Raw genomic sequence first — 17,500 nt, 5'->3', positions numbered from 1 at the left:
CCGGTCACCGGTGGTGGCCGGTCCTCGCCCTCGGGGTGGTCCTGCTGACCGGTACGACCCTGCTGTCCTGGGACCGCCCGGGCGGCCGCCCGCCGTGGCGGCGGCACGCCATGGCCGGCGCCGCGATGCTCCTCGGCCTGCCGGCCGTGGGCCTGCTGGCGCTGCTGGCTCAGGCCGCCCTGCCGGTGGGCGCCGTGCTCACCGCCCGGGCAGGCAACATCGCGGTCGACGCCATCGACACCGACGCGCTCTGGTCGCTGGCCGGCCTGCTCACCGGCCTGGTGCTGGGGCTGCTGCTGGCCTGGCCCAACGCCCTCGGGCACCCGGCCGGGGGTCAGCCCCGGCCGGAGGCGCCGCCCGGACCGGAGGAACCGCCGGGCCCGGACGGACCGCGCCGGGCCAGCGCCGAGCGGCGGTAGCCGTACAGGGCGTAGACGACCGCGCCGATCACGAACCAGACCGCGAACCGCAGCCAGGTCTCCGGGGCCAGGAAGGTGATCAGCCAGACCGAGAAGAGCGCGCCGACCGCCGGCACCACCGGCATGCCCGGCAGCCGGAACGTGCGCGGCGCCTCCGGGCGGCGGTAGCGCAGCACGATCACCGCGATGCAGACCACCACGAAGGCCAGCAGGATGCCGATGTTGGTCAGCTCCGCCGCCTCCCGGATCGGCAGGAAGCCCGCGATCAGCGCGGAGCCCGCCCCGACGATCCAGGTGACCCGGGTCGGCACCCGACGCACCGGGTGCACCTTGGCGAACCAGGACGGCAGCAGTCCGTCCCGGCTCATCGAGAACCACACCCGGGTCACCCCGAGCATGAAGGTGAACATCACGGTGAGGATGCCGATGATCGCGCCGACGGCGATCACGCTGGCCAGGCCGGAGAGGCCCACCGAGGCGAACGCCGAGGAGAAGCCGCTCTCCGGGTCGATCTCCCGGTAGTTCTGCATGCCGGTGAGCACCAGCGTGGCCAGCACGTACAGCACCATCGAGATGAGCAGCGAGTAGATGATCGCCTTGGGCATGTGCCGGCGGGCGTCCCGGGACTCCTCGGCGGCGGTGCTCATCGCGTCGTACCCGAAGACGGCGAAGAAGACGGTGGCCGCGCCGGTGAACGCCCCGCTGATGCCGAACGGGAAGAACGGCGAGTAGTTCGCCGTCCGGATGTGGAAGAAGCCGACCACGATGACCAGCAGCACCACGGCGACCTTCAGCCCGACCACGAACGTCTCGAAGCGGGCCGCCGTCTTGATGCCCAGGGTGAGCAGGTACGCGATGAACAGGCAGAGCACCACGGCGAACAGGTCGACCACGTGCCCGTCACCGGTGCCCGGCGCGCCGAGCATCCAGGCCGGCAGGTCGAGGCCCAGCTCGCCGAGGAGGAAGCCGAAGTAGCCGGAGATGCCGATCGCGACCACCGCCACGATCGCGGTGTACTCCAGCAGCAGGTCCCAGCCGATGAACCAGCCCACCGCCTCGCCGAGCACCACGTAGCCGTAGGTGTAGGCCGAGCCGGCCTTCGGGATCATGCCGGCGAACTCCGCGTACGACAGCGCGGCGGCCGCGCTGGCCAGGCCGGCGATCAGGAACGACACCAGCACGGCCGGGCCGGCGGTCTCGCTGGCGACCGCGCCGGCCAGGGCGAAGATGCCGGCGCCGATGATGCCACCGATGCCGATCGCGGTGAGCTGCCACAGCCCCAGCGAGCGGGACAGCTGCTCGCTCGTGTCGGCGATCTCCTCGACCGGCTTGCGACGGAAGATCCCGGTGCCGTTGCCTGCGGAGGTCATCGTCGTCCCCTTCACCGGTCGGCATTGCGTCCCGTCGGGGACGTACCACCCAACGAGGGGATCGCGTGCCAGGGTGCGCCGGGGGTCAGGACTCCCGGTACGCGGGCAGGCCCAGCGCGGATCGGACCGCCGTCGCCTCCCGGGAACCGCTGTGTGCGGCGGCGGCCCGGATCTCGCGCATCAACTCCTCCGGGCCCGTCGCCCGCCCCGCCCGCCGCCAGTGCTCCAGTGCGACGTCGTTCTCGGCGAGCAGCGCTGCCATCGGCGCCCGCGCCGTCACCGGCCAGGACGTCTCCCGCAGCCCGACCGCGTGGGCGGCGTTCTTCGTGGCCACCTCGGCGGCCAGCTCCCGCACGGTCCGCCACGGCTTCCCGGCCTTCGTCGCGTCCTCCAGCTTCTCCAGCGCCACGTTGTACGGCTGGACGATTCGCAGGTAGCGCTGCTGCGCCTCGGCCCGGCCCAGTAGAGCCGGAGCGGTCGGACCGGCGGTCGTGCCGCTCTGCCACGCGGGCACCTGCTCCTGCCGCTCCGTGCGTTCCCCGGCGCAGCCGGTCAGGACCAGGAGCAGGGCAAGGGTTGTCGTCCAGCGATGCACGGAATGTTCCTCCGGGTGACGGGGGCCGGGAACACGGAGTGTAGGGGCGGTGCCGGCTTTTCGGGGCCCGTCACTCGGCGAGCGGGAGCACGACCTCGTTGCGCCGCAGGAACCAGGGTTTCCACGGCGGGTCGAAGCGGGCGTACCGGATGGCGCCGGTGGGGCTGAGACCGGCCGCGGTGACCGCCCTTCCCAGCGCGGTGGCCCGCTGGTCGAACGCCTTCTCGCTCCACCGGCCGGAGAAGCGGACGGCGGCGGCGAGCTGCGCGGGGATCTCCCGGACGGTGATCCGGGGGTCCTCCGGCTCCGGCACGGTGGCCGCGGTGAGCGAGGCCGGCATCACGAAGCGCACCACCCAGCAGTCGGGCCGTTCGCCCTCCTCCTGCACCACCGGCGCGGTCATCGCGATCTTCTCGGACCCGGCGGGCTCCTGCACCACCGGCGCGGTCATGCTCACCTTCCGCTGGGACCGGTTGGCGCCGGAGAGGTACGCGGCCAGCGGCCGGAACGCCTCGTTGCCCGCCTCGACGAACCCCCCGTCCACCTGCATCTCGGCGACCAGGTGGGCCGGGTACCGGCGCAGCTCGAAGCCGGGGTGCTTCGCCACCACCCGGTACGGCTGCTGCTCGGTCATGGGCCACGCTCCCGGCCGTCAGGGCTCCTCGAAGCCACGCTACCGTCCGTCACCGGTTTCCTCCGGGGAAGCGGACGCCGGCCGACGTCCACGACATGCTCGGCCTCTCCCCGGCCGAGGCCTTCGACGCGTACCTGGTGTCGGGTGGGCTGCTGCTGATCCTCGACGAGTGGCCCGGCGGCGCTTCACTGAGCGACTACCTCGCCCACGCGGTGATCGATCCGACCTCGGCGCTGCTGGTCAGCGCGGAGCGGGCGCTGGCCGCGGAGTTCCCGACGCAGTCCCAGGCGGGCCTGGTGCTGCGGGCCATCGGCTCTGGTGAGCGGACCTTCTCCCTGATCGCCCGGGCCGCCGGTAATCTGCCGCAGGCGTCCCTCAACCGGGCGCCGCGCCTGCTCACCGACAAGCGCATCGTCGAGGTGGCGGTTCCGCTGTCCACCCGGCCCTCCCGGGAGACGCGCTACACGGTCGCCGACCCGTACCTCCGCTTCTGGTTGTCCTTCCTCGGGCCCCACCTGCCGGAGATCGAGCGCGGCCGGGGCGATCTGACCCTGGAGCGGATCAGGACGTCGTGGACGTCGTGGCGGGGCCGTGCGATCGAGCCGGTCATCCGGGAGTCGCTGCGCCGGTTGCCGGCGGGGCACCTGCCGGAGGGCACCGCCCTGGTCGGCGGCTACTGGACGCGTACCAACGATCCGGAGATCGATCTGGTCGGCGCCGACCGGGGGCCCGTCGCCCGTCGAATCACCTTCGTAGGCTCGGTCAAGTGGCTGGAGAACCGCCCCTTCGACGCCCACGACCTGGGGCGACTCCTCTCGCACCGGGCCCGGATGCCCGGCGCGGACGAGCACGTCGAACCGATCGCGGTGTCTCGCAGCGGGACGGCCGTGGACGGCGTACGGGTCCTGTCGGCGGAGGACCTCCTCACGGCCTGGCGGGATTGAACTTTCGTCCGGTTCGGGCCGTATCAATAGACGAGGATGCGCTGCGGCGATCAGCCGCAATCGCTGCCGAGCTGCGGGAGGCCTGCCTTGCGAGTTGGTGAGCAGTCGACGGATCCCATCGATCAGATCCTGGGCGAGGTGCCGGTGCCGGCGCCGCTGACACCGGAGGACGTCCGGCTCGCGGTCCGGGCGGTGGTGGTGCACGCCGCCGAGGAGTGGCCCAACGGGCCGCTGTGCCGCAACGACGGCGCGTCGTACCCGTGCCGCCTGCACCGCTGGGGCCGCCGGGTGCTGGAGACGCACGGGCTCAACGAGCGTCAGATCGACGCGCTGATCCGGCACGGCAACCCCTTCGTGCACGTGCCGTTCCCGTTCACCTTCGGTCCCGCCACCGCCCGGGCCGACCGGCCGGCCCCGGTCCACCCGGGCCGTACCCCGACCGACCGGCCGGCCCACGGCCATCCGACGCGCGGCCAGACCGGCCGGGTCACCGCACCGGGAGTCCGGCCCGTCGTCCGGTCCGGTGGGCCCGGCCGTCCGGTGGCACCCCCCGCCACCGCGCCGCGCTGGCCCCGGGCGAGCTGAGCGGAGGTACGACCGCCCGCATCGCCCGGGCGCCACCTAGCCGGCCGGCCCGACGGTCCCCTACCCCGGGCCGGCCGGCGATGTCCTCGCCGACAGGTGTGCACGCGACGTCGCGGCGTCCCACGGAGGGGACACCGCCACGTCGGGTGGATCGTTCGCTCAGTCGCCGCTGCCCACCCCGCAGTTGGGGGCGGACCAGGAGGTCCGGTTCGTCGTCCGGTCGCTGTTGTTCTCCCGCCGCGAGTCCACGTGCACGTGGGTGCTGTGGCCGGGGTACCCGGGGCCGAGGATCCCGCTGAACCCGTGGTTGCGCGAGGCCCGGGCGAGCTCGCACAGTGACCTGTTCCGCGAGGTCAGGTCGGCGGCGTTGCCGTAGAGGTGCTGGCTGTCCGACGCGCCGCCGACCTGGTTGTTGCAGGCGGTGCTGCGGAAGCCGCTGTTGACGTTGATCGGCTGGTCGCCCAGCCCCCGGCGCAGCGCCTCCAGCTTCCACATGGTCCGTACCGCGTTCGCCCGGGTCTGGTCCGCCGACAGCGGGCCGCCGCTCCACCCGCCGCGGCCGCAGCCGTTGTCCAGCTCCGAGTAGCTGAAGTGCGCCGGGGTGCAGTCGTGGTCCTGCAACTGGTAGAGCTTGTTGAAGGTCTGCGGCCCGGCGATGCCGTCGCTGCGCAGCCCGTACGCCGTCTGGAACCGCTTGACCGCGGCGGCGGTCTCCGGTCCGTAGCGGCCGTCGATGCGGACGATCCCGCCGGCGCCGGCCCAACCGGCGACCCGGATCTGCAACTGACGCACGTCGTTGCCGGAGTTCCCGGCTGAGAGGGTGCGTTGCCAGGTGTAACAGCCGTCGGCGTGGGCCGCTGGAGCCGCGACCACCGCGGCGATCGCGGCGCCCGGCAGCGCCAGGGCGAACGCGACGGCAGCTCGCTTCAAGGTGTTCACGCGCACAGAAGTCCTCCCGATAGGAGAGCGATTAGGGTGACCCGTCAGGACATCGACCCGAACGTCCCGCGCTTTTCACCCTGACAGTTCCAATGCCGGTTGGTGGCGATAAATGGGAATTGTCCTCACGATCGGCCGTCCCTGGGCATTGCCTGTGGATTGCGGCGAATGCGAAACACCCATTCGGAGCAGACCTCGCGGGGTCGGAATGGACTACCCGACAGGTCGGGAAGGAGACACCGGGCAGTCGGCGGGCGCACTCCGGGTGATGTCGTCGCCCCGTCCGGGCCCGGTAACGTCAGGCGTGGCGGTGTGACGGGGGAGGTGGACGTGGCACGCGGTGGCGTCTTCTGCGTCGAGGGGCAGTGGCACCGGGACCTCAACGAGCGCGGCTCCGTGCTGCCCACCCTGGAGCTGCTGGAACGGCTCGGCCGGATCCGCTTCATCCACAAGGACGCCGCCACCCGGGACGAGCTCTTCTACTTCCTCGACCGCTGGCTGCTCAAGCAGTACGCCGACTACCGGGTCGGTTTCTTCGCCATGCACGGCGAGCCGAGCCGGCTCTGCCTCACCGACTGGGATTCCGTGGAGCTGACCGACGTGGCGCAGCGGATGGCCGGCCGGTGCGAGGGACGCCGACTCTATTTCGGCAGCTGTTCGGTGCTGCGGGCCTCCGATGGTGTGCTACGCGACTTCCTGGAGGTCACCGGAGCGGCCCTGATCTGCGGTTTCACCCGCGACGTCGACTGGGTCGAATCGGCCGCCTTCGAAACCGTGCTGCTCGACGTGCTCGCCAACGGCCAGCGGCACAACGCCGCCGAGCTGCGGATGGGCTCCGCGCACTGGGCGCCGCTCGCGGCGTACCTCGGTTTCCGGGTGATCTACGCCAACGGCCGCGCCTGGCGCCCGCCGGCCCGGCCCCGGGTCCCCACCCAGGCGGCTCCCGGTGGGGTCGCCGGCCGGGCCCGCTGACCCGGCCCGGCCCGCGGCCGGAGCACGCCGGCCCGGGCCTGGTAGAACCGACGCATGGCACGCACCATCGCGAGCAACACCCGGGTCGACCGGGACGCCCTGATCGACTTCATCCGCCCCCGACACCGGGTCCTGCTGATGACCACCCGGTCCGACGGCCGGCCGCAGTCCTCGCCGGTCTCCTTCGGCGTCGACGCCGAGGGCCGGCTGGTCATCTCCACCTACCCGGAACGGGCGAAGGCGGCCAACATCCGCCGCGACCCGCGCGTCTCCGCGTGCGTGCTCTCCGACGACTGGGACGGCCCCTGGGTGCAGGTCGACGGCACCGCCGAGGTGCTCGACCTGCCGGACGCCCTGGAGCCGCTGGTGCAGTACTTCCGCGGCATCTCCGGCGAGCACCCGGACTGGAACGAGTACCGGCAGGCGATGGTCCGACAGGGCAAGTCCCTGATCCGGGTCACCATCGAGAGCTGGGGGCCGATCGCCACCGGCGGCTTCCCGGCCCGGCTGGCCGACTGAGGCTCAGTACGCGGCGGTGAACCTCATGTTCTCGAAGCGCGGGTTCTCGATCTCGTCGACGATGGCGACCGCCAGGTCCTCGTAGGTCAGCACCGAGCGACCGTCCTCGTCGACCACCGGGTGCTCGGTGCCGGTGCGGTAGCGGCCGGTCCGCTCGCCCGGGTGGAACTCCATCGGGGGCGGGGACAGATAAGTCCAGGTCAGCCCATCGGCGGAGGACCGGTAGAGGGCGAGGGCGTCGGCCTGGCCCAGCGCCGCGTCCCGGTACTCCGCGGGGAAGTCCGGCTCGTCGAGGAGCGGCGTGTCGTTCGGCGTCAGCAGGGTCGCCCCGCCGCCGACGTGGATGAGCCGGGGTGGGTTCGGCACGTCCCGCAGGACGGTGACCAGGTTCTCCGCCGCGTCCCGCCAGAGCGCCCGCTCCCCGCCGCCGATCGCCACCACCATGACGTCGGCGTCGGTGGCCAGCTCCCGGACGCTCTGCGCCGAGGTGGCGTCCCCGGTCGCCACCTTCACCCCGGCGGGTAGCCAGGTGAGCGCCTCCGGGCGGCGGACCGCCGCCGTGACCCGGTGTCCCCGACCGGCCGCCTCCGTGACGATCCGCGAGCCCGCTGTGCCACCGGCGCCGTACACCACGACGTTGCTCATGCCGGCACTCCGCTGCGCTCCGTGCCGCCACGAGGCACCTCCGCGCTGAGCCTGATGATTCGCTCGCTGCGCTCGCTCATGCCGTCCAGGCTATGGACCGGTCCGGCCGCCCGTCGGCGGAACGGCTCAGTCGACCAGGGCGGAGTAGACCAGCTGGCGCAGCTGCGAGCGCAGCGGGTAGGTGCTCGACGGCATCAGCTGGGTGAACAGCAGCGCGGTGATCTCCTCCACCGGGTCGACCCAGAAGGCCGTGCTGGCCAGGCCGCCCCAGTAGTACTCGCCGACGCTGCTGGGCACCCGGGCGGGCACCGGGTCCTGCACCACGGCGAAGCCCAGGCCGAAGCCGATGCCGTCCAGCACCGTCTCGGCGAACCCCTCCGGCTCGAAGGACGCCAGGTCGCCGCCGCCGGGCAGGTGGTTGCGGGTCATGTAGCGCACCGTGCGGGGCGCGAGCAGGCGTACGCCGCCCAGCTCGCCGCCGCGCAGCAGCAGCTGGGTGAACCGGTGGTAGTCGGCGGCCGTGGAGACCAGCCCGCCGCCGCCGGAGAAGCAGTCGGGGCGGTTCAGCGCGGCGGCCCCGATCCGGTCGACGCGGACCGCCTGCCCGGTGCCGGGGTGCGGGGTGTAGAGGGCGGCGAGCTGCTTGGCGTCCGGCTCGTCGACCCACCAGCGGGTGTCGGTCATGCCCAGCGGGGTGAGGATCCGCTCGGTGAGGAACGCGTCCAGGCTCTGCCCGGAGACCACCTCGACCAGCCGGCCCAGCACGTCGGTGGAGACGCCGTAGTTCCAGCCGGTGCCGGGCTGGAACATCAGCGGCAGCCGGGCCATCCCGGCCGAGGCGCCGGCCAGGTCCAGCCCGGCCGGCACGCCCAGGTCGTAGCCGGCGGCGCGGTAGAGGGCGTCGACCACCGAGGTCTGCGCGAAGCCGTACGTCAGGCCGGAGGTGTGGGTGAGCAGGTGCCAGACCCGGATCGGCTCGATCGCCGGCACCGTGTACGGCTTGAGCGCCGAACCCTTGTCGAAGACCCGGACGTCGGCGAACTCCGGCAGCCAGTGGCTGATCGGGTCGTTCAGCTCGAAGTGGCCCTCCTCCCAGAGCATCATCGCCGCGACGGAGGTGATCGGCTTGGTCATCGAGTAGATGCGCCAGAGGGTGTCCCGCTCCACCGGCGCGCCGGCCTCCACGTCCCGCATGCCGTACGTCGAGGAGTGGGCGATCTCGCCGCGGCGGGTGACCACGATCTGCCAGCCGGCGAGCCGGCCGTCGTCGACGTACCGGCCGAAGTGTCGGTCGATGCGCGCGAGCCGCGCCGGGTCGAAGCCGATGAGGTCCGGGTCGGTAGTACGTGCCACGCTCACGTCGCGAACCTACTAGCCGGTACGCCGGTGGCGGAAGGCCCACCGCCGCTGTCGGTGCCGCCGCATAGTGTGGTGCGATGCCCGAGCCGACCGAGGACGTCACGTTCCGCCAGCAGGACTGGTACGCCGAGGAACTGGTCGACCGGCACTTCGTCAACTGCGTCTTCCACGACGTCGACCTCACCGAGGCGGCCAGCCGGGGCGCCTCCTTCACCGGGTGCACCTTCGGCAACGTGCGGTTCAACTCGTCCCGGCACGTCGACTCGGCCTTCACCCGCTGCGTGTTCCGGCGGTGCAACTTCTTCGAGGCGGAGTTCACCGGCTGCAAGCTGGTGGGCAGCACCTTCGACCAGTGCGACCTGCGGCCGTTGCGGGTCGCCGGCGGCGACTGGTCGTTCGTCGCGCTGCCCGGGGCGGACCTGCGCGGGGTGAGCTTCACCGACGTGCGGATGCGGGAGGCCGATCTGACCGGGGCCAACCTGACCGGGGCGACGGTGACCGGCGTCGACCTCTCCGCCGCGCAGTTGCACGCGGTGCGGCTGGGCCGGGCGGACCTGCGCGGCAGCGACCTCACCGCGCTGGACCCGACGGCGGTCGAGCGGGCCGGCGCGGTGATCGACCCGGAGCAGGCGATGGTGCTGGCCCGGGCGCTGGGCTTCGAGATCCGCTGATTCCCGGTGGGACTCGGCTGGCTACGAACCGGACGGACGGCTATAACTGACAGGAAAGTTTCCGTTACTACCGCTTGGTAACGAACTGGAAACGCCCCTGCCCCCGCAGGTGGCGCAAGAGGCCGTTCGGATGAAAACGTGAGGCGGCTCACGCAGCGACCCGCGACCGCCGCGCGGGCGCGACCGTGGGTGGGGAGAGCGGAGAAGCGGTGACGGACGACGAGCCGAGACGGACGGGGTTCGACCGGGGCCTGAGCACGGCACGTCGGATCGCCCGGCACCGGCACCGTCGTCGGTGGACCGTCGAGGCGCTGACCGCCGTCGTCTGCCTCGCCGCGCTGGTGGCGTACCTCAGCATCGATCCGAAGCCCGAGCCGCGCGGTGCGGGCGAGGCGCTGCCCGGCGGGGCCTCCACGCCGGCCGGCCGCCCGACCGGCCTGCCCGGCCAGGTGACCGAGGCCGGGGTCGCGTCGCCGGGGCTGCGGCCCCGGCAGCGCCCGCCGACGCCCCCACCGTCGCCCTCGCTGACCCCGACGCCGGCGCCGAAGCCGACGACGCCGCTGCTCAGCGTGGACCGGGCCGACGTGCCGGCCATGGTGGACCTGACCCACCTCGGCACCCGGGACTGGGTGCACTGGGGGCTGCGCGGCCCGGACTCCGTGGTCCGCAAGCGCGGAGGCTCGGGCGAGATCCGCGACGAGGGCGGGCCGGGCGCGCGCAGCAGCTACGACACCGACCCGGAGCTGTTCGGCTGGCGCGACGGCGCCCCGGTGCAGGGCGAGGGTGGCACCTCGACCGGCATCCACACCTGCGACGTCGGCAACGGCTTCCGCCTCGCCGTGCTCGGCAGCGGCGAACTGCGCACCGTGCACCTCTTCGCCGGGCTCTGGATGGCCCGCGGCCGGCTCGACGTGCGGCTCTCCACCGGTGGCCCGACCAGCACCCTGCGCCTGGAGGACCCGCACACCAACCACAGCGCCCAGTTCGTCGTCCGGTTCCGGGTCGCCCCGGGGCAGAAGCTGCTGATCTCCTGGACCAACGAGCAGACCTTCAACGACTGCGGCAACGTCGCGCTGCGTGCGGTCGCCCTGCGCTGACCCGGTTCGCCGGCTCTGCCCGGCAGGCCGGAGTAGCGTGGGCGCGGCGACGGCGACGAGGCGCGGGAGGCGGGCGTGACGGCGAGCGAGCAGGTGCTGGACAGCCCCGAGGGCTGGGTGGCCGACCACATCCGACGGTACGTCGAGACCGGCGGCGAGCAGGGGCACGAGTGGCGGCCGGGCGTCTTCACCCTGCTGCTGACCACCCGTGGCCGCCGCAGCGGCAAGTTGCGCCGGACCGCGCTGATCTACGGCCGCGACGGCGACGACTACCTGGTCGTGGCCTCGCAGGGCGGCGCGCCCCAGCATCCGGCCTGGTACCTGAACCTGCTCGCCGATCCCGAGGCCGAGGTGCAGGTGGGCGCGGAGACGTTCGCGGTGCGGACGCGGACCGCCGGGCCCGAGGAGAAGCCCCGGATGTGGCGGACGATGGTCGACATCTGGCCGGCGTACGACGACTACCAGACCAGGACCGACCGGGAGATCCCCGTGGTGGTGCTGGAGCGGGTCTGACCCTTACCCGTGAGGTAATCGTCGGGCCGGACTACGACCCGCGCCGCACGGCCGCCCAGCTGCGGGAAGCGGCCGCGGCGGCCGGCTGAGCCGGCGGGTGCGGGGTCCCGTTCCGGACGGGGCCCCGCACCCGTTCTCAGCAGGCGATCGGCTTCACCCAGGAGCACTCCAGCCCCTCTGGGGCGCGCGGCGCGTCGGGCGCCACCGGCGGCGCGACCCGCGCGGTGCTCACGCTCTTCTCGGTGTACGAGGCCAGCGCGATGGCGATCTGGTCCTCCAGCCCCTTCACCGACGAGGCCAGGTAGTTGTTGAGCACCACGGAGAAGGCCAGCACCCGGCCGTCGGCGTCGGTGACGTAGCCGGAGAGGCCGGAGACCCCGGTCAGGCTGCCGGTCTTGGCGTGCACGTTGTTCGCCGCCGGTGTGTTGCGCATCCGGCTGCGCAGCGTCCCGCCGACGAAACGCTCGGCGTTGCCGGCGATCGGCAGGGCGGCGTACCAGTCGGCGAACCAGGGCTCGGCGCGCACCGCGGCGAGCAGGGCGACGAACTCGGCCGGCGGGATGAGGTTGCGCCGGGACAGCCCGGAGCCGTCGCGCTGGCGCAGGGTGCCGGTGTTCATGCCGGTGTCGGCGACGTACTCGCTGATCGCGGTCAGCCCCGCCGACCAGGTGCCCGAGCCGGAGATGACCCGCCCGATCTCCTTGGTGAGCACCTCGGCGTGCCCGTTGTTGGACAGCTTCAGGAACGGCACCATCAGCTGGACCAGGGTCATCGAGTCGTGCCGGGCCACCGGTGCCGCGTCGTCCGGGGTGGCCCGGCCGAGCACGGTACGCCCGAGCACCCGCACGCCGTGGCGGCGCAGCGCGGCCCGGAAGACGTCGGCGGCGTACCCGGTCGGCTCCCAGACGGTCATCCAGTCGCTGGACGGGGCGTCGCCGACGGCGATCTGGCCGGTGACCACCACGGTGTTGGTGCCGTGCTCCCGTTCGAAGGTGATCGTGGTCTCGCCCTCGGCCACCGTCTCGGCCCGGTTGTCGATCCGCAGGTAGCCGTTGGGCGGCGTCATGGTGATCGTCGGCGGTGCGCCCGCGCTCGCGGCCGGGGCGGCGTGCACGATCACGGTGCCGGCGTCGTAGTCGGTGTCCGGGGCGACGGTCAGCGCCGAGACCTGCGCCGCGTAGTAGTACGACTCGTCGTCCCACGTCCAGTCCGGACCGAGCCGGGTGCGGTCGTAGCGGGTGTCGTCGGCGACCAGGTTGCCGGTCACCACCCGTACGCCGTCCGCGGCCACCTCGGCGGCGAGCGCGTCGTAGTCCGCGGCGAGCATCGTCGGGTCGCCGCCGCCGCGCAGGTAGAGGTCGCCGGAGACCAGCCCGGCCCGGCGCTGCCCGGTGGAGTGCACGTCGGTGGTGAACCGGTGCCCCGGGCCGAGCAGTTCCAGTGCCGCGGTCGAGGTGAGCAGCTTGGTGTTGGAGGCGGGGATCAGCCGGCGGTCACCGTTGCGGTCGTACAGGGTCTGCCCGGTGGCGGTGTCCACCACCACCACGCCCGCCTGCGCCCCGGTGAGCCGGGCGTCGGCGAGGATCGCGTCGATGGTGGCGTGCAGCCGGGTGGCCGCCGGGGTCGGCGACTCGGCGGTGGCGGGGAGGGCGCCGGTGGCGGCCGCGGTGGCGGCGAGCGTCGCCAGCGCCAGACTCCGGGTAAAGAGACGACGATGCATGCGTCGACGCTGTCATGGAGATTTCCGCCAGGCAAGACTCCCCGCCGAAAGTTTTTTCCGAATCTCGGTCCGGGTGCGGCGGGGCGGCGGCTGACCGGCCCCGGCCACCTCGGTCCCAGCGTAGGGCGCCAGCGGCGTTGGGGAGCGGAAACGCCGCAGGCGCGGGGGCGCTCCCACAGAGCCCGGTCTATTTGACGGACGCCCGCCCAGCGGGCACGGTGGGGGTGAGGGGGCCGCGCAATGCGCCCCGATTCGCCGGGCGACGACCGGTTCGCCATCAGGTGCGCGCTTCATGACTCCGCGCGACGTCCCACTTCCGAGAACCCACGAGGAGTTCCGCATGCTCACCATGACCGACAACGCCGTGATGGTCATCCGCGACCTCGCCCTCCAGCAGGACGTCGCCGAGGACGGCGGGCTGCGCATCGCGGCCGACACCGACGCCGGTTCGCTCAGCATCGAGCTGGTGCCGGAGCCGGCGCAGGGCGACAAGGTGGTCGACAACCAGGGGGCCCGTATCTTCCTCGACGAGGACGCCGCCGAACTGCTCGAAGACACCTCGGTCGACGCGACCGTCGATGACGAGGGCATCGTGCAGTTCGGCTTCACCGAGAGAGGGTGACTCAGCCGGCCCGGCGCGCCTCGCCGCCCCGGTGGGGCCGGGTGGGACGTCCGCGTTCCTCCTCGCCGCGCCACGGGCCGGGGCGCTGGTCCCGGGCCGGCCGGGTCAGCGTGGCCAGCACGTGCGCCAGGTGGTGCGATGTGCTCCACGCCGTCCAGTTGGTCGGCGAGCCCGCACCGGCCACCCGCCGGGCGCGGCGCAGCAGCTCGTGGTCGCCCCAGGAGACGCCGGCCCCGGCCGGCGGCCCGTGCGGCGCCGCCACCAGTGTGCGGCACAGGTCGGCGAAGCGCTCGTCGCCCCGGCCGCCCCGCCGCGACCAGCGGTAGACCCACCAGGCGCCGTCCGCCGTGTACCGCACCGTGGGGAACCGGTCACCCGGCCCCTCCCCGGCGGGCGACGCGGCGGCGACGCCGTAGTCGCCGTACCCGACGCCGAGGTCGGCGAGGCGCTGCCAGAGCAGCCAGTCCCAGCGGTCCAGGCGTACCGGCTCGTCGGTGGGGAGGCGGGACAGCGTCGGCGGCATCCCGCCGGCCGCCACGGTCACCGTGCGCCACGCGTGCCGGCGCGCCCAGTCCACCAACCGCCGCACCCGTGGCTCGGTCACCCGCAGGTCGGCCGGGCAGCAGACGTCGCCGGCGTCGATGAGCAGGTCGCACTGCTCCGGCACCAGCCGGCCGTACCGCCAGATCCGCTCCGCCGCGGCGGTGGTCGCGTCCGGCCCGGCCCGGTCCTGGCCGGCCCGCAGTCGGACCACGGCGCGCCGGGCGTACGCCTGCGCCGCGACCCCGTGCGCCACCAGCCGGCGGTCGCTGTCGGCCAGCCCGATCACCGGCATCACCGGTACGCCCCAGCGGACCAGCTCGGTCTCCGGCACCTCGGGCAGGGCGGAGACGTCGACCGCCGGGACGAGCCCGGCCGGCAGTCGGCCGAGCAGGTCGAGCGTGACCGGGTCGACTGTGGAGAGTTCGAGGACCGGAGCGAGCAGTGGAGCCACAGCGCCGTCCAGGTGGGACAGCGCCTCCAGCTCGCCCCGCCGGCTGGCGAGGATGGGGTGGTAGACCGGTTCCGCCACCCGACCCCGGTGGGCGGGCACCATACCTCAGCCTAGCCAGACATTCGCCTGTATCACAGGGCTGAACGGCCGGTGGTGACCGCAGACCGTTGTGGCCGACCGCCGATCGGCCCGGCCGAAGTCAGGGGTGGGCCGGCCGCTCACGACGTCGACCGGGGGCCCGGACGAGCACGTCGAGGTCCGCTTCGCCGGCCCGGGGGGCGAGGACGAACTGAGGGTGGTCTGCGTCGGCTCCCCGCCCGTGCCCCAACGCCGCCGCTGAGGCAACGACCGGCCGTTCCACCTGGCGGTGCTGACCTGAAAGCCCGGACACGGGCGCACGGCGCCGCCCGACCCCTGGGTCGTCACGTCGCCGCGCTCCGGCCGTCTCCCACCACCGCAGCCCTCCGGCGGTACGCCAGCGGGGACCTGGCTCGACAGCCGCTGGTACGCAGCCGTCAGTGTGGTCGATGCCCGTTGCGCGGGGCGGCAAACCTCGGGCGGGTGGGGAATCCCACCATCTGACAGTCCCGGCGTGACGGAGGCCCGGGCCGGGTATGAGCGCGTCATGGAGCATTTCACGATCGCGACCGTCGCCCAGAAGAGCCCGGACTTCCGCCGGGTGCTCTGGACCGGTGAGAAGACGCAGCTTGTGATCATGACCATCCCGCCGGGCGGTGAGATCGGTGAGGAGGTGCACGACGGGATCGACCAGATCCTGACCTTCGTCAGCGGTACCGGCGAGGCGCGGGTGGCGGGGGAGACCAGGGAGGTCGTCCAGGGCGACCTGGTGGTGGTGCCGGCCGGCACCAAGCACAACTTCGTCAACACCGGGCCGAACCCGCTGGTGCTCTACACCGTCTACGGCCCGCCGGAGCACGCCGACCAGGTGGTGCACCGGACGAAGGAGGAGGCCGACGCGGCGGAGGCGGCCGGCGAGGACGAGCCGCCGACGTCCTGACCGCCCCGGCGGCACGGTCCACCGGCCCCGCCGACCGGCCCGTTGACCCGGCCCGTTGACCGGCCTGAACCCGGTCGGTCCGGGTACCCGGGGCGGGTGGACCAGCCGCCGATCTCCGACTACGGGTTCCTCTCCGACTGTCGCTCCGGTGCGTTGGTCGGCCGGGACGGCTCGGTCGACTGGTGGTGCCCCGACCGGTTCGACGCGCCGTCGGTCTTCGGCCGGCTGCTCGACCCGGACGCCGGGTACTGGCGGCTGGCACCGCTCGGGCCGTCCCGGGTGGAGCGCGCGTACCAGCCGGACACGCTGGTGCTGCGGACGGTCCACCACACCCCCGAGGGGAGCGTTGCGGTCACCGACGCGCTCGCCGCCGAGGTGGGCGCCCGCGGTCACCAACTGGGCATGAACTCCCCGGCGGTGCTGCTGCGGGTGGTCGAGGGGCTCGGCGGGCGGGTCCGGATGGGGCTGGACTTCGCGCCCCGCCCCGAGTACGGCCTGCTCACGCCGTACCTGCACGAGAAGCCCGACGGTGCCGTGGTGACCGTCGCCGGCCCGGTGGCGCTGACCCTGCGCAGCAACGGGCCGGCGCTGCGCGCCGGGCGGGACCGGGTCCGCCAGGAGTTCGAGGTCACCGCCGGGGAGTGCGTCGGCTTCGATCTGGCGTACGCGCCGGTGCACGGCGACCGGCCGGCCCAGGTGGACCCGTTGACCGCGCTCGCCGAGACGGTGCAGGCGTGGCAGGCGTACCGGGGGATGCACCACTACGACGGTCCGTACGCCGAGCAGGTGCGCCAGAGCGCGACCGTGCTCACCGGTCTGACGTACACCCGCAGCGGCGCGGTCGCCGCCGCGCTGACCACGTCGCTGCCGGAGTGGTGCGGCGGCGACCGCAACTACGACTACCGCTACTCCTGGCTACGTGACTTCGCGATGACGATGCGCGCGTTCTGGGTGGCCGCCTGCCCGACCGAGGCGAACCGGCTCTTCGCCTGGGCGGCCCGCGCGATCGGCCGGGTCGGCGACGAGCCGGTCCCGGTGCTGTTCGGCCTGGCGGGGGAGCGGGACATCTCCGAGCGCGAGCTGGTGCACCTGCGCGGCTACGCGGGCAGCCGCCCGGTGCGGGTCGGCAACGACGCCTGGCGACAGCGGCAGCTGGACGTGCCCGGTGAGGTGATCTCGGCGGTCTGGCGGCTGCACGACTATCTCGGCGAGACCTTCGACGAGGAGCTGCGCGAGATGGTCGTCGGGCTGGCCGAGCAGGTCGCCGCGACCTGGCGGTTGCCGGATCACGGAATCTGGGAGACCCGGGACGGCGAGCGGCACCACCTGTCGTCCAAGGTGCTTAGCTGGTGCGCCCTGCACCGGGCGGTCCAGATGGCGCCCCGACTGGGTGAGCGGGCCGACCCACGGCGGTGGGCCGCGATCCGCGACGAGATCCGGGACACCGTGCTGCGCGACGGCTGGAACGACCGGGTCGGGGCGTTCACCGGTGTTTTCGGGTCGGCGGAGCTGGACGCCTCGGCGCTGCTGTTGCCGATCATGCAGTTCCTGCCCGCAACCGACCCCCGGATGCGCGCCACCATCGACGCGATCGAGCGGGAGCTGGGCGGCGACGAGGGCCTGGTACGACGGTGGCGCAGCGACCCGGCCGGTTTCGTGCTCTGCTCGTTCTGGCTGGTCGAGTGCCTGCTGTTGGCGGGCGAGGAGGGCCGGGCCCGGCGGCTGTTCGAGCAGGTGCTCGGGCACGCCAACGACCTCGGGCTCTTCGCCGAGCAGGTGGACCTGCGTACCGGCGCGCAGCTCGGCAACACGCCGCAGGCGCTGTCGCACATCGGGCTGATCAACGCGGCCTGGCGGTTCGCGGATCTGAGCGCCGGCTGACTG

The 17,500-nt window shown here is 73.2% G+C and carries 18 protein-coding genes and 1 pseudogene; 11 read left to right on the top strand and 8 right to left on the bottom strand.

Annotation, left to right across the window (positions count from 1 at the left end):
• Positions 1 to 419 (top strand): annotated as a pseudogene (locus KBX37_RS23010) (hypothetical protein); the annotation flags it as partial.
• Here the strand turns inward: KBX37_RS23010 and KBX37_RS23005 are convergent.
• The 3 genes from KBX37_RS23005 to KBX37_RS22995 form a co-directional block, all read right to left on the bottom strand.
• Positions 335 to 1,789, bottom strand: coding sequence for an amino acid permease (locus KBX37_RS23005; protein ID WP_210777986.1), 1,455 nt, complete (start codon positions 1,787 to 1,789; stop codon positions 335 to 337). The pseudogene KBX37_RS23010 and the gene KBX37_RS23005 overlap by 85 nt on opposite strands.
• Before the next feature lie 85 nt (positions 1,790 to 1,874).
• A complete protein-coding gene (locus KBX37_RS23000; RefSeq protein ID WP_210777985.1) occupies positions 1,875 to 2,384 on the bottom strand; it encodes a hypothetical protein in 510 nt (169 codons plus the stop codon).
• A gap of 70 nt (positions 2,385 to 2,454) precedes the next feature.
• A complete protein-coding gene (locus KBX37_RS22995) occupies positions 2,455 to 3,018 on the bottom strand; it encodes a heme-binding protein (RefSeq protein WP_210777984.1) in 564 nt (187 codons plus the stop codon).
• A gap of 95 nt (positions 3,019 to 3,113) precedes the next feature.
• Between KBX37_RS22995 and KBX37_RS22990 the strand changes: the two genes are divergently transcribed.
• Both KBX37_RS22990 and KBX37_RS22985 read left to right on the top strand, forming a co-directional pair.
• On the top strand, positions 3,114 to 3,962 hold the full coding sequence (locus KBX37_RS22990; protein WP_210777983.1) for a DUF234 domain-containing protein: 849 nt from the start codon (positions 3,114 to 3,116) through the stop codon (positions 3,960 to 3,962).
• An 87-nt stretch (positions 3,963 to 4,049) separates the two neighbouring features.
• Positions 4,050 to 4,547 (top strand): hypothetical protein, encoded by a 498-nt coding sequence (locus KBX37_RS22985; protein ID WP_210777982.1) that lies wholly within the window; start codon positions 4,050 to 4,052, stop codon positions 4,545 to 4,547.
• A 159-nt stretch (positions 4,548 to 4,706) separates the two neighbouring features.
• On the opposite strand, the gene KBX37_RS22980 is transcribed toward KBX37_RS22985, so the two are convergent.
• Entirely contained in the window at positions 4,707 to 5,492 is a 786-nt protein-coding gene (locus KBX37_RS22980; RefSeq protein WP_210777981.1) for a M15 family metallopeptidase, read from the bottom strand.
• A 324-nt stretch (positions 5,493 to 5,816) separates the two neighbouring features.
• Between KBX37_RS22980 and KBX37_RS22975 the strand changes: the two genes are divergently transcribed.
• Positions 5,817 to 6,458 (top strand): DUF6642 family protein, encoded by a 642-nt coding sequence (locus tag KBX37_RS22975; RefSeq protein WP_210777980.1) that lies wholly within the window; start codon positions 5,817 to 5,819, stop codon positions 6,456 to 6,458.
• Between the two features lie 54 nt (positions 6,459 to 6,512).
• Complete coding sequence (locus KBX37_RS22970; protein WP_210777979.1) at positions 6,513 to 6,977, top strand: PPOX class F420-dependent oxidoreductase; 465 nt, start codon at positions 6,513 to 6,515, stop codon at positions 6,975 to 6,977.
• 3 nt (positions 6,978 to 6,980) lie between these two features.
• Here KBX37_RS22970 and KBX37_RS22965 read toward each other — a convergent pair whose 3' ends face one another.
• Complete coding sequence (locus tag KBX37_RS22965) at positions 6,981 to 7,622, bottom strand: NAD(P)-dependent oxidoreductase (RefSeq protein WP_210777978.1); 642 nt, start codon at positions 7,620 to 7,622, stop codon at positions 6,981 to 6,983.
• A 126-nt stretch (positions 7,623 to 7,748) separates the two neighbouring features.
• Positions 7,749 to 8,981, bottom strand: a complete 1,233-nt coding sequence (locus KBX37_RS22960; protein WP_210777977.1) for a serine hydrolase — start codon at positions 8,979 to 8,981, stop codon at positions 7,749 to 7,751.
• Positions 8,982 to 9,058: 77 nt separating this feature from the next.
• Between KBX37_RS22960 and KBX37_RS22955 the strand changes: the two genes are divergently transcribed.
• The 3 genes from KBX37_RS22955 to KBX37_RS22945 all read left to right on the top strand — a co-directional run bounded on the left by KBX37_RS22955 (position 9,059) and on the right by KBX37_RS22945 (position 11,262).
• The gene (locus KBX37_RS22955; protein WP_210777976.1) at positions 9,059 to 9,652 is read left to right on the top strand and encodes a pentapeptide repeat-containing protein; all 594 of its coding nucleotides are present in this window, start codon (positions 9,059 to 9,061) and stop codon (positions 9,650 to 9,652) included.
• Between the two features lie 209 nt (positions 9,653 to 9,861).
• A complete protein-coding gene (locus tag KBX37_RS22950; RefSeq protein ID WP_307849168.1) occupies positions 9,862 to 10,749 on the top strand; it encodes a hypothetical protein in 888 nt (295 codons plus the stop codon).
• A 75-nt stretch (positions 10,750 to 10,824) separates the two neighbouring features.
• The gene (locus KBX37_RS22945; protein ID WP_210777975.1) at positions 10,825 to 11,262 is read left to right on the top strand and encodes a nitroreductase family deazaflavin-dependent oxidoreductase; all 438 of its coding nucleotides are present in this window, start codon (positions 10,825 to 10,827) and stop codon (positions 11,260 to 11,262) included.
• Between the two features lie 136 nt (positions 11,263 to 11,398).
• Here KBX37_RS22945 and dacB read toward each other — a convergent pair whose 3' ends face one another.
• Positions 11,399 to 12,982: a D-alanyl-D-alanine carboxypeptidase/D-alanyl-D-alanine-endopeptidase gene (dacB, locus tag KBX37_RS22940; protein WP_210777974.1), complete on the bottom strand. Its 1,584-nt coding sequence runs from the start codon at positions 12,980 to 12,982 to the stop codon at positions 11,399 to 11,401.
• 340 nt (positions 12,983 to 13,322) lie between these two features.
• Between dacB and KBX37_RS22935 the strand changes: the two genes are divergently transcribed.
• Positions 13,323 to 13,604 (top strand): iron-sulfur cluster biosynthesis family protein, encoded by a 282-nt coding sequence (locus tag KBX37_RS22935; RefSeq protein ID WP_210777973.1) that lies wholly within the window; start codon positions 13,323 to 13,325, stop codon positions 13,602 to 13,604.
• Position 13,605: 1 nt separating this feature from the next.
• Here KBX37_RS22935 and KBX37_RS22930 read toward each other — a convergent pair whose 3' ends face one another.
• Positions 13,606 to 14,700: a beta family protein gene (locus KBX37_RS22930; RefSeq protein WP_210777972.1), complete on the bottom strand. Its 1,095-nt coding sequence runs from the start codon at positions 14,698 to 14,700 to the stop codon at positions 13,606 to 13,608.
• Positions 14,701 to 15,223: 523 nt separating this feature from the next.
• Between KBX37_RS22930 and KBX37_RS22925 the strand changes: the two genes are divergently transcribed.
• Both KBX37_RS22925 and KBX37_RS22920 read left to right on the top strand, forming a co-directional pair.
• Positions 15,224 to 15,616 carry a cupin domain-containing protein gene (locus KBX37_RS22925; protein WP_088963697.1) on the top strand — a complete coding sequence of 131 codons (393 nt, stop codon included), beginning with the start codon at positions 15,224 to 15,226 and terminating at the stop codon, positions 15,614 to 15,616.
• A 96-nt stretch (positions 15,617 to 15,712) separates the two neighbouring features.
• A complete protein-coding gene (locus KBX37_RS22920) occupies positions 15,713 to 17,497 on the top strand; it encodes a glycoside hydrolase family 15 protein (RefSeq protein WP_210777971.1) in 1,785 nt (594 codons plus the stop codon).
• The last annotated feature ends 3 nt before the right edge of the window (positions 17,498 to 17,500 follow it).

The sequence above is a fragment of the Micromonospora sp. U56 genome (assembly GCF_018070095.1).
Lineage (GTDB): Bacteria > Actinomycetota > Actinomycetes > Mycobacteriales > Micromonosporaceae > Micromonospora > Micromonospora purpureochromogenes.
This window is presented reverse-complemented; position numbering and strand designations above follow the sequence as displayed.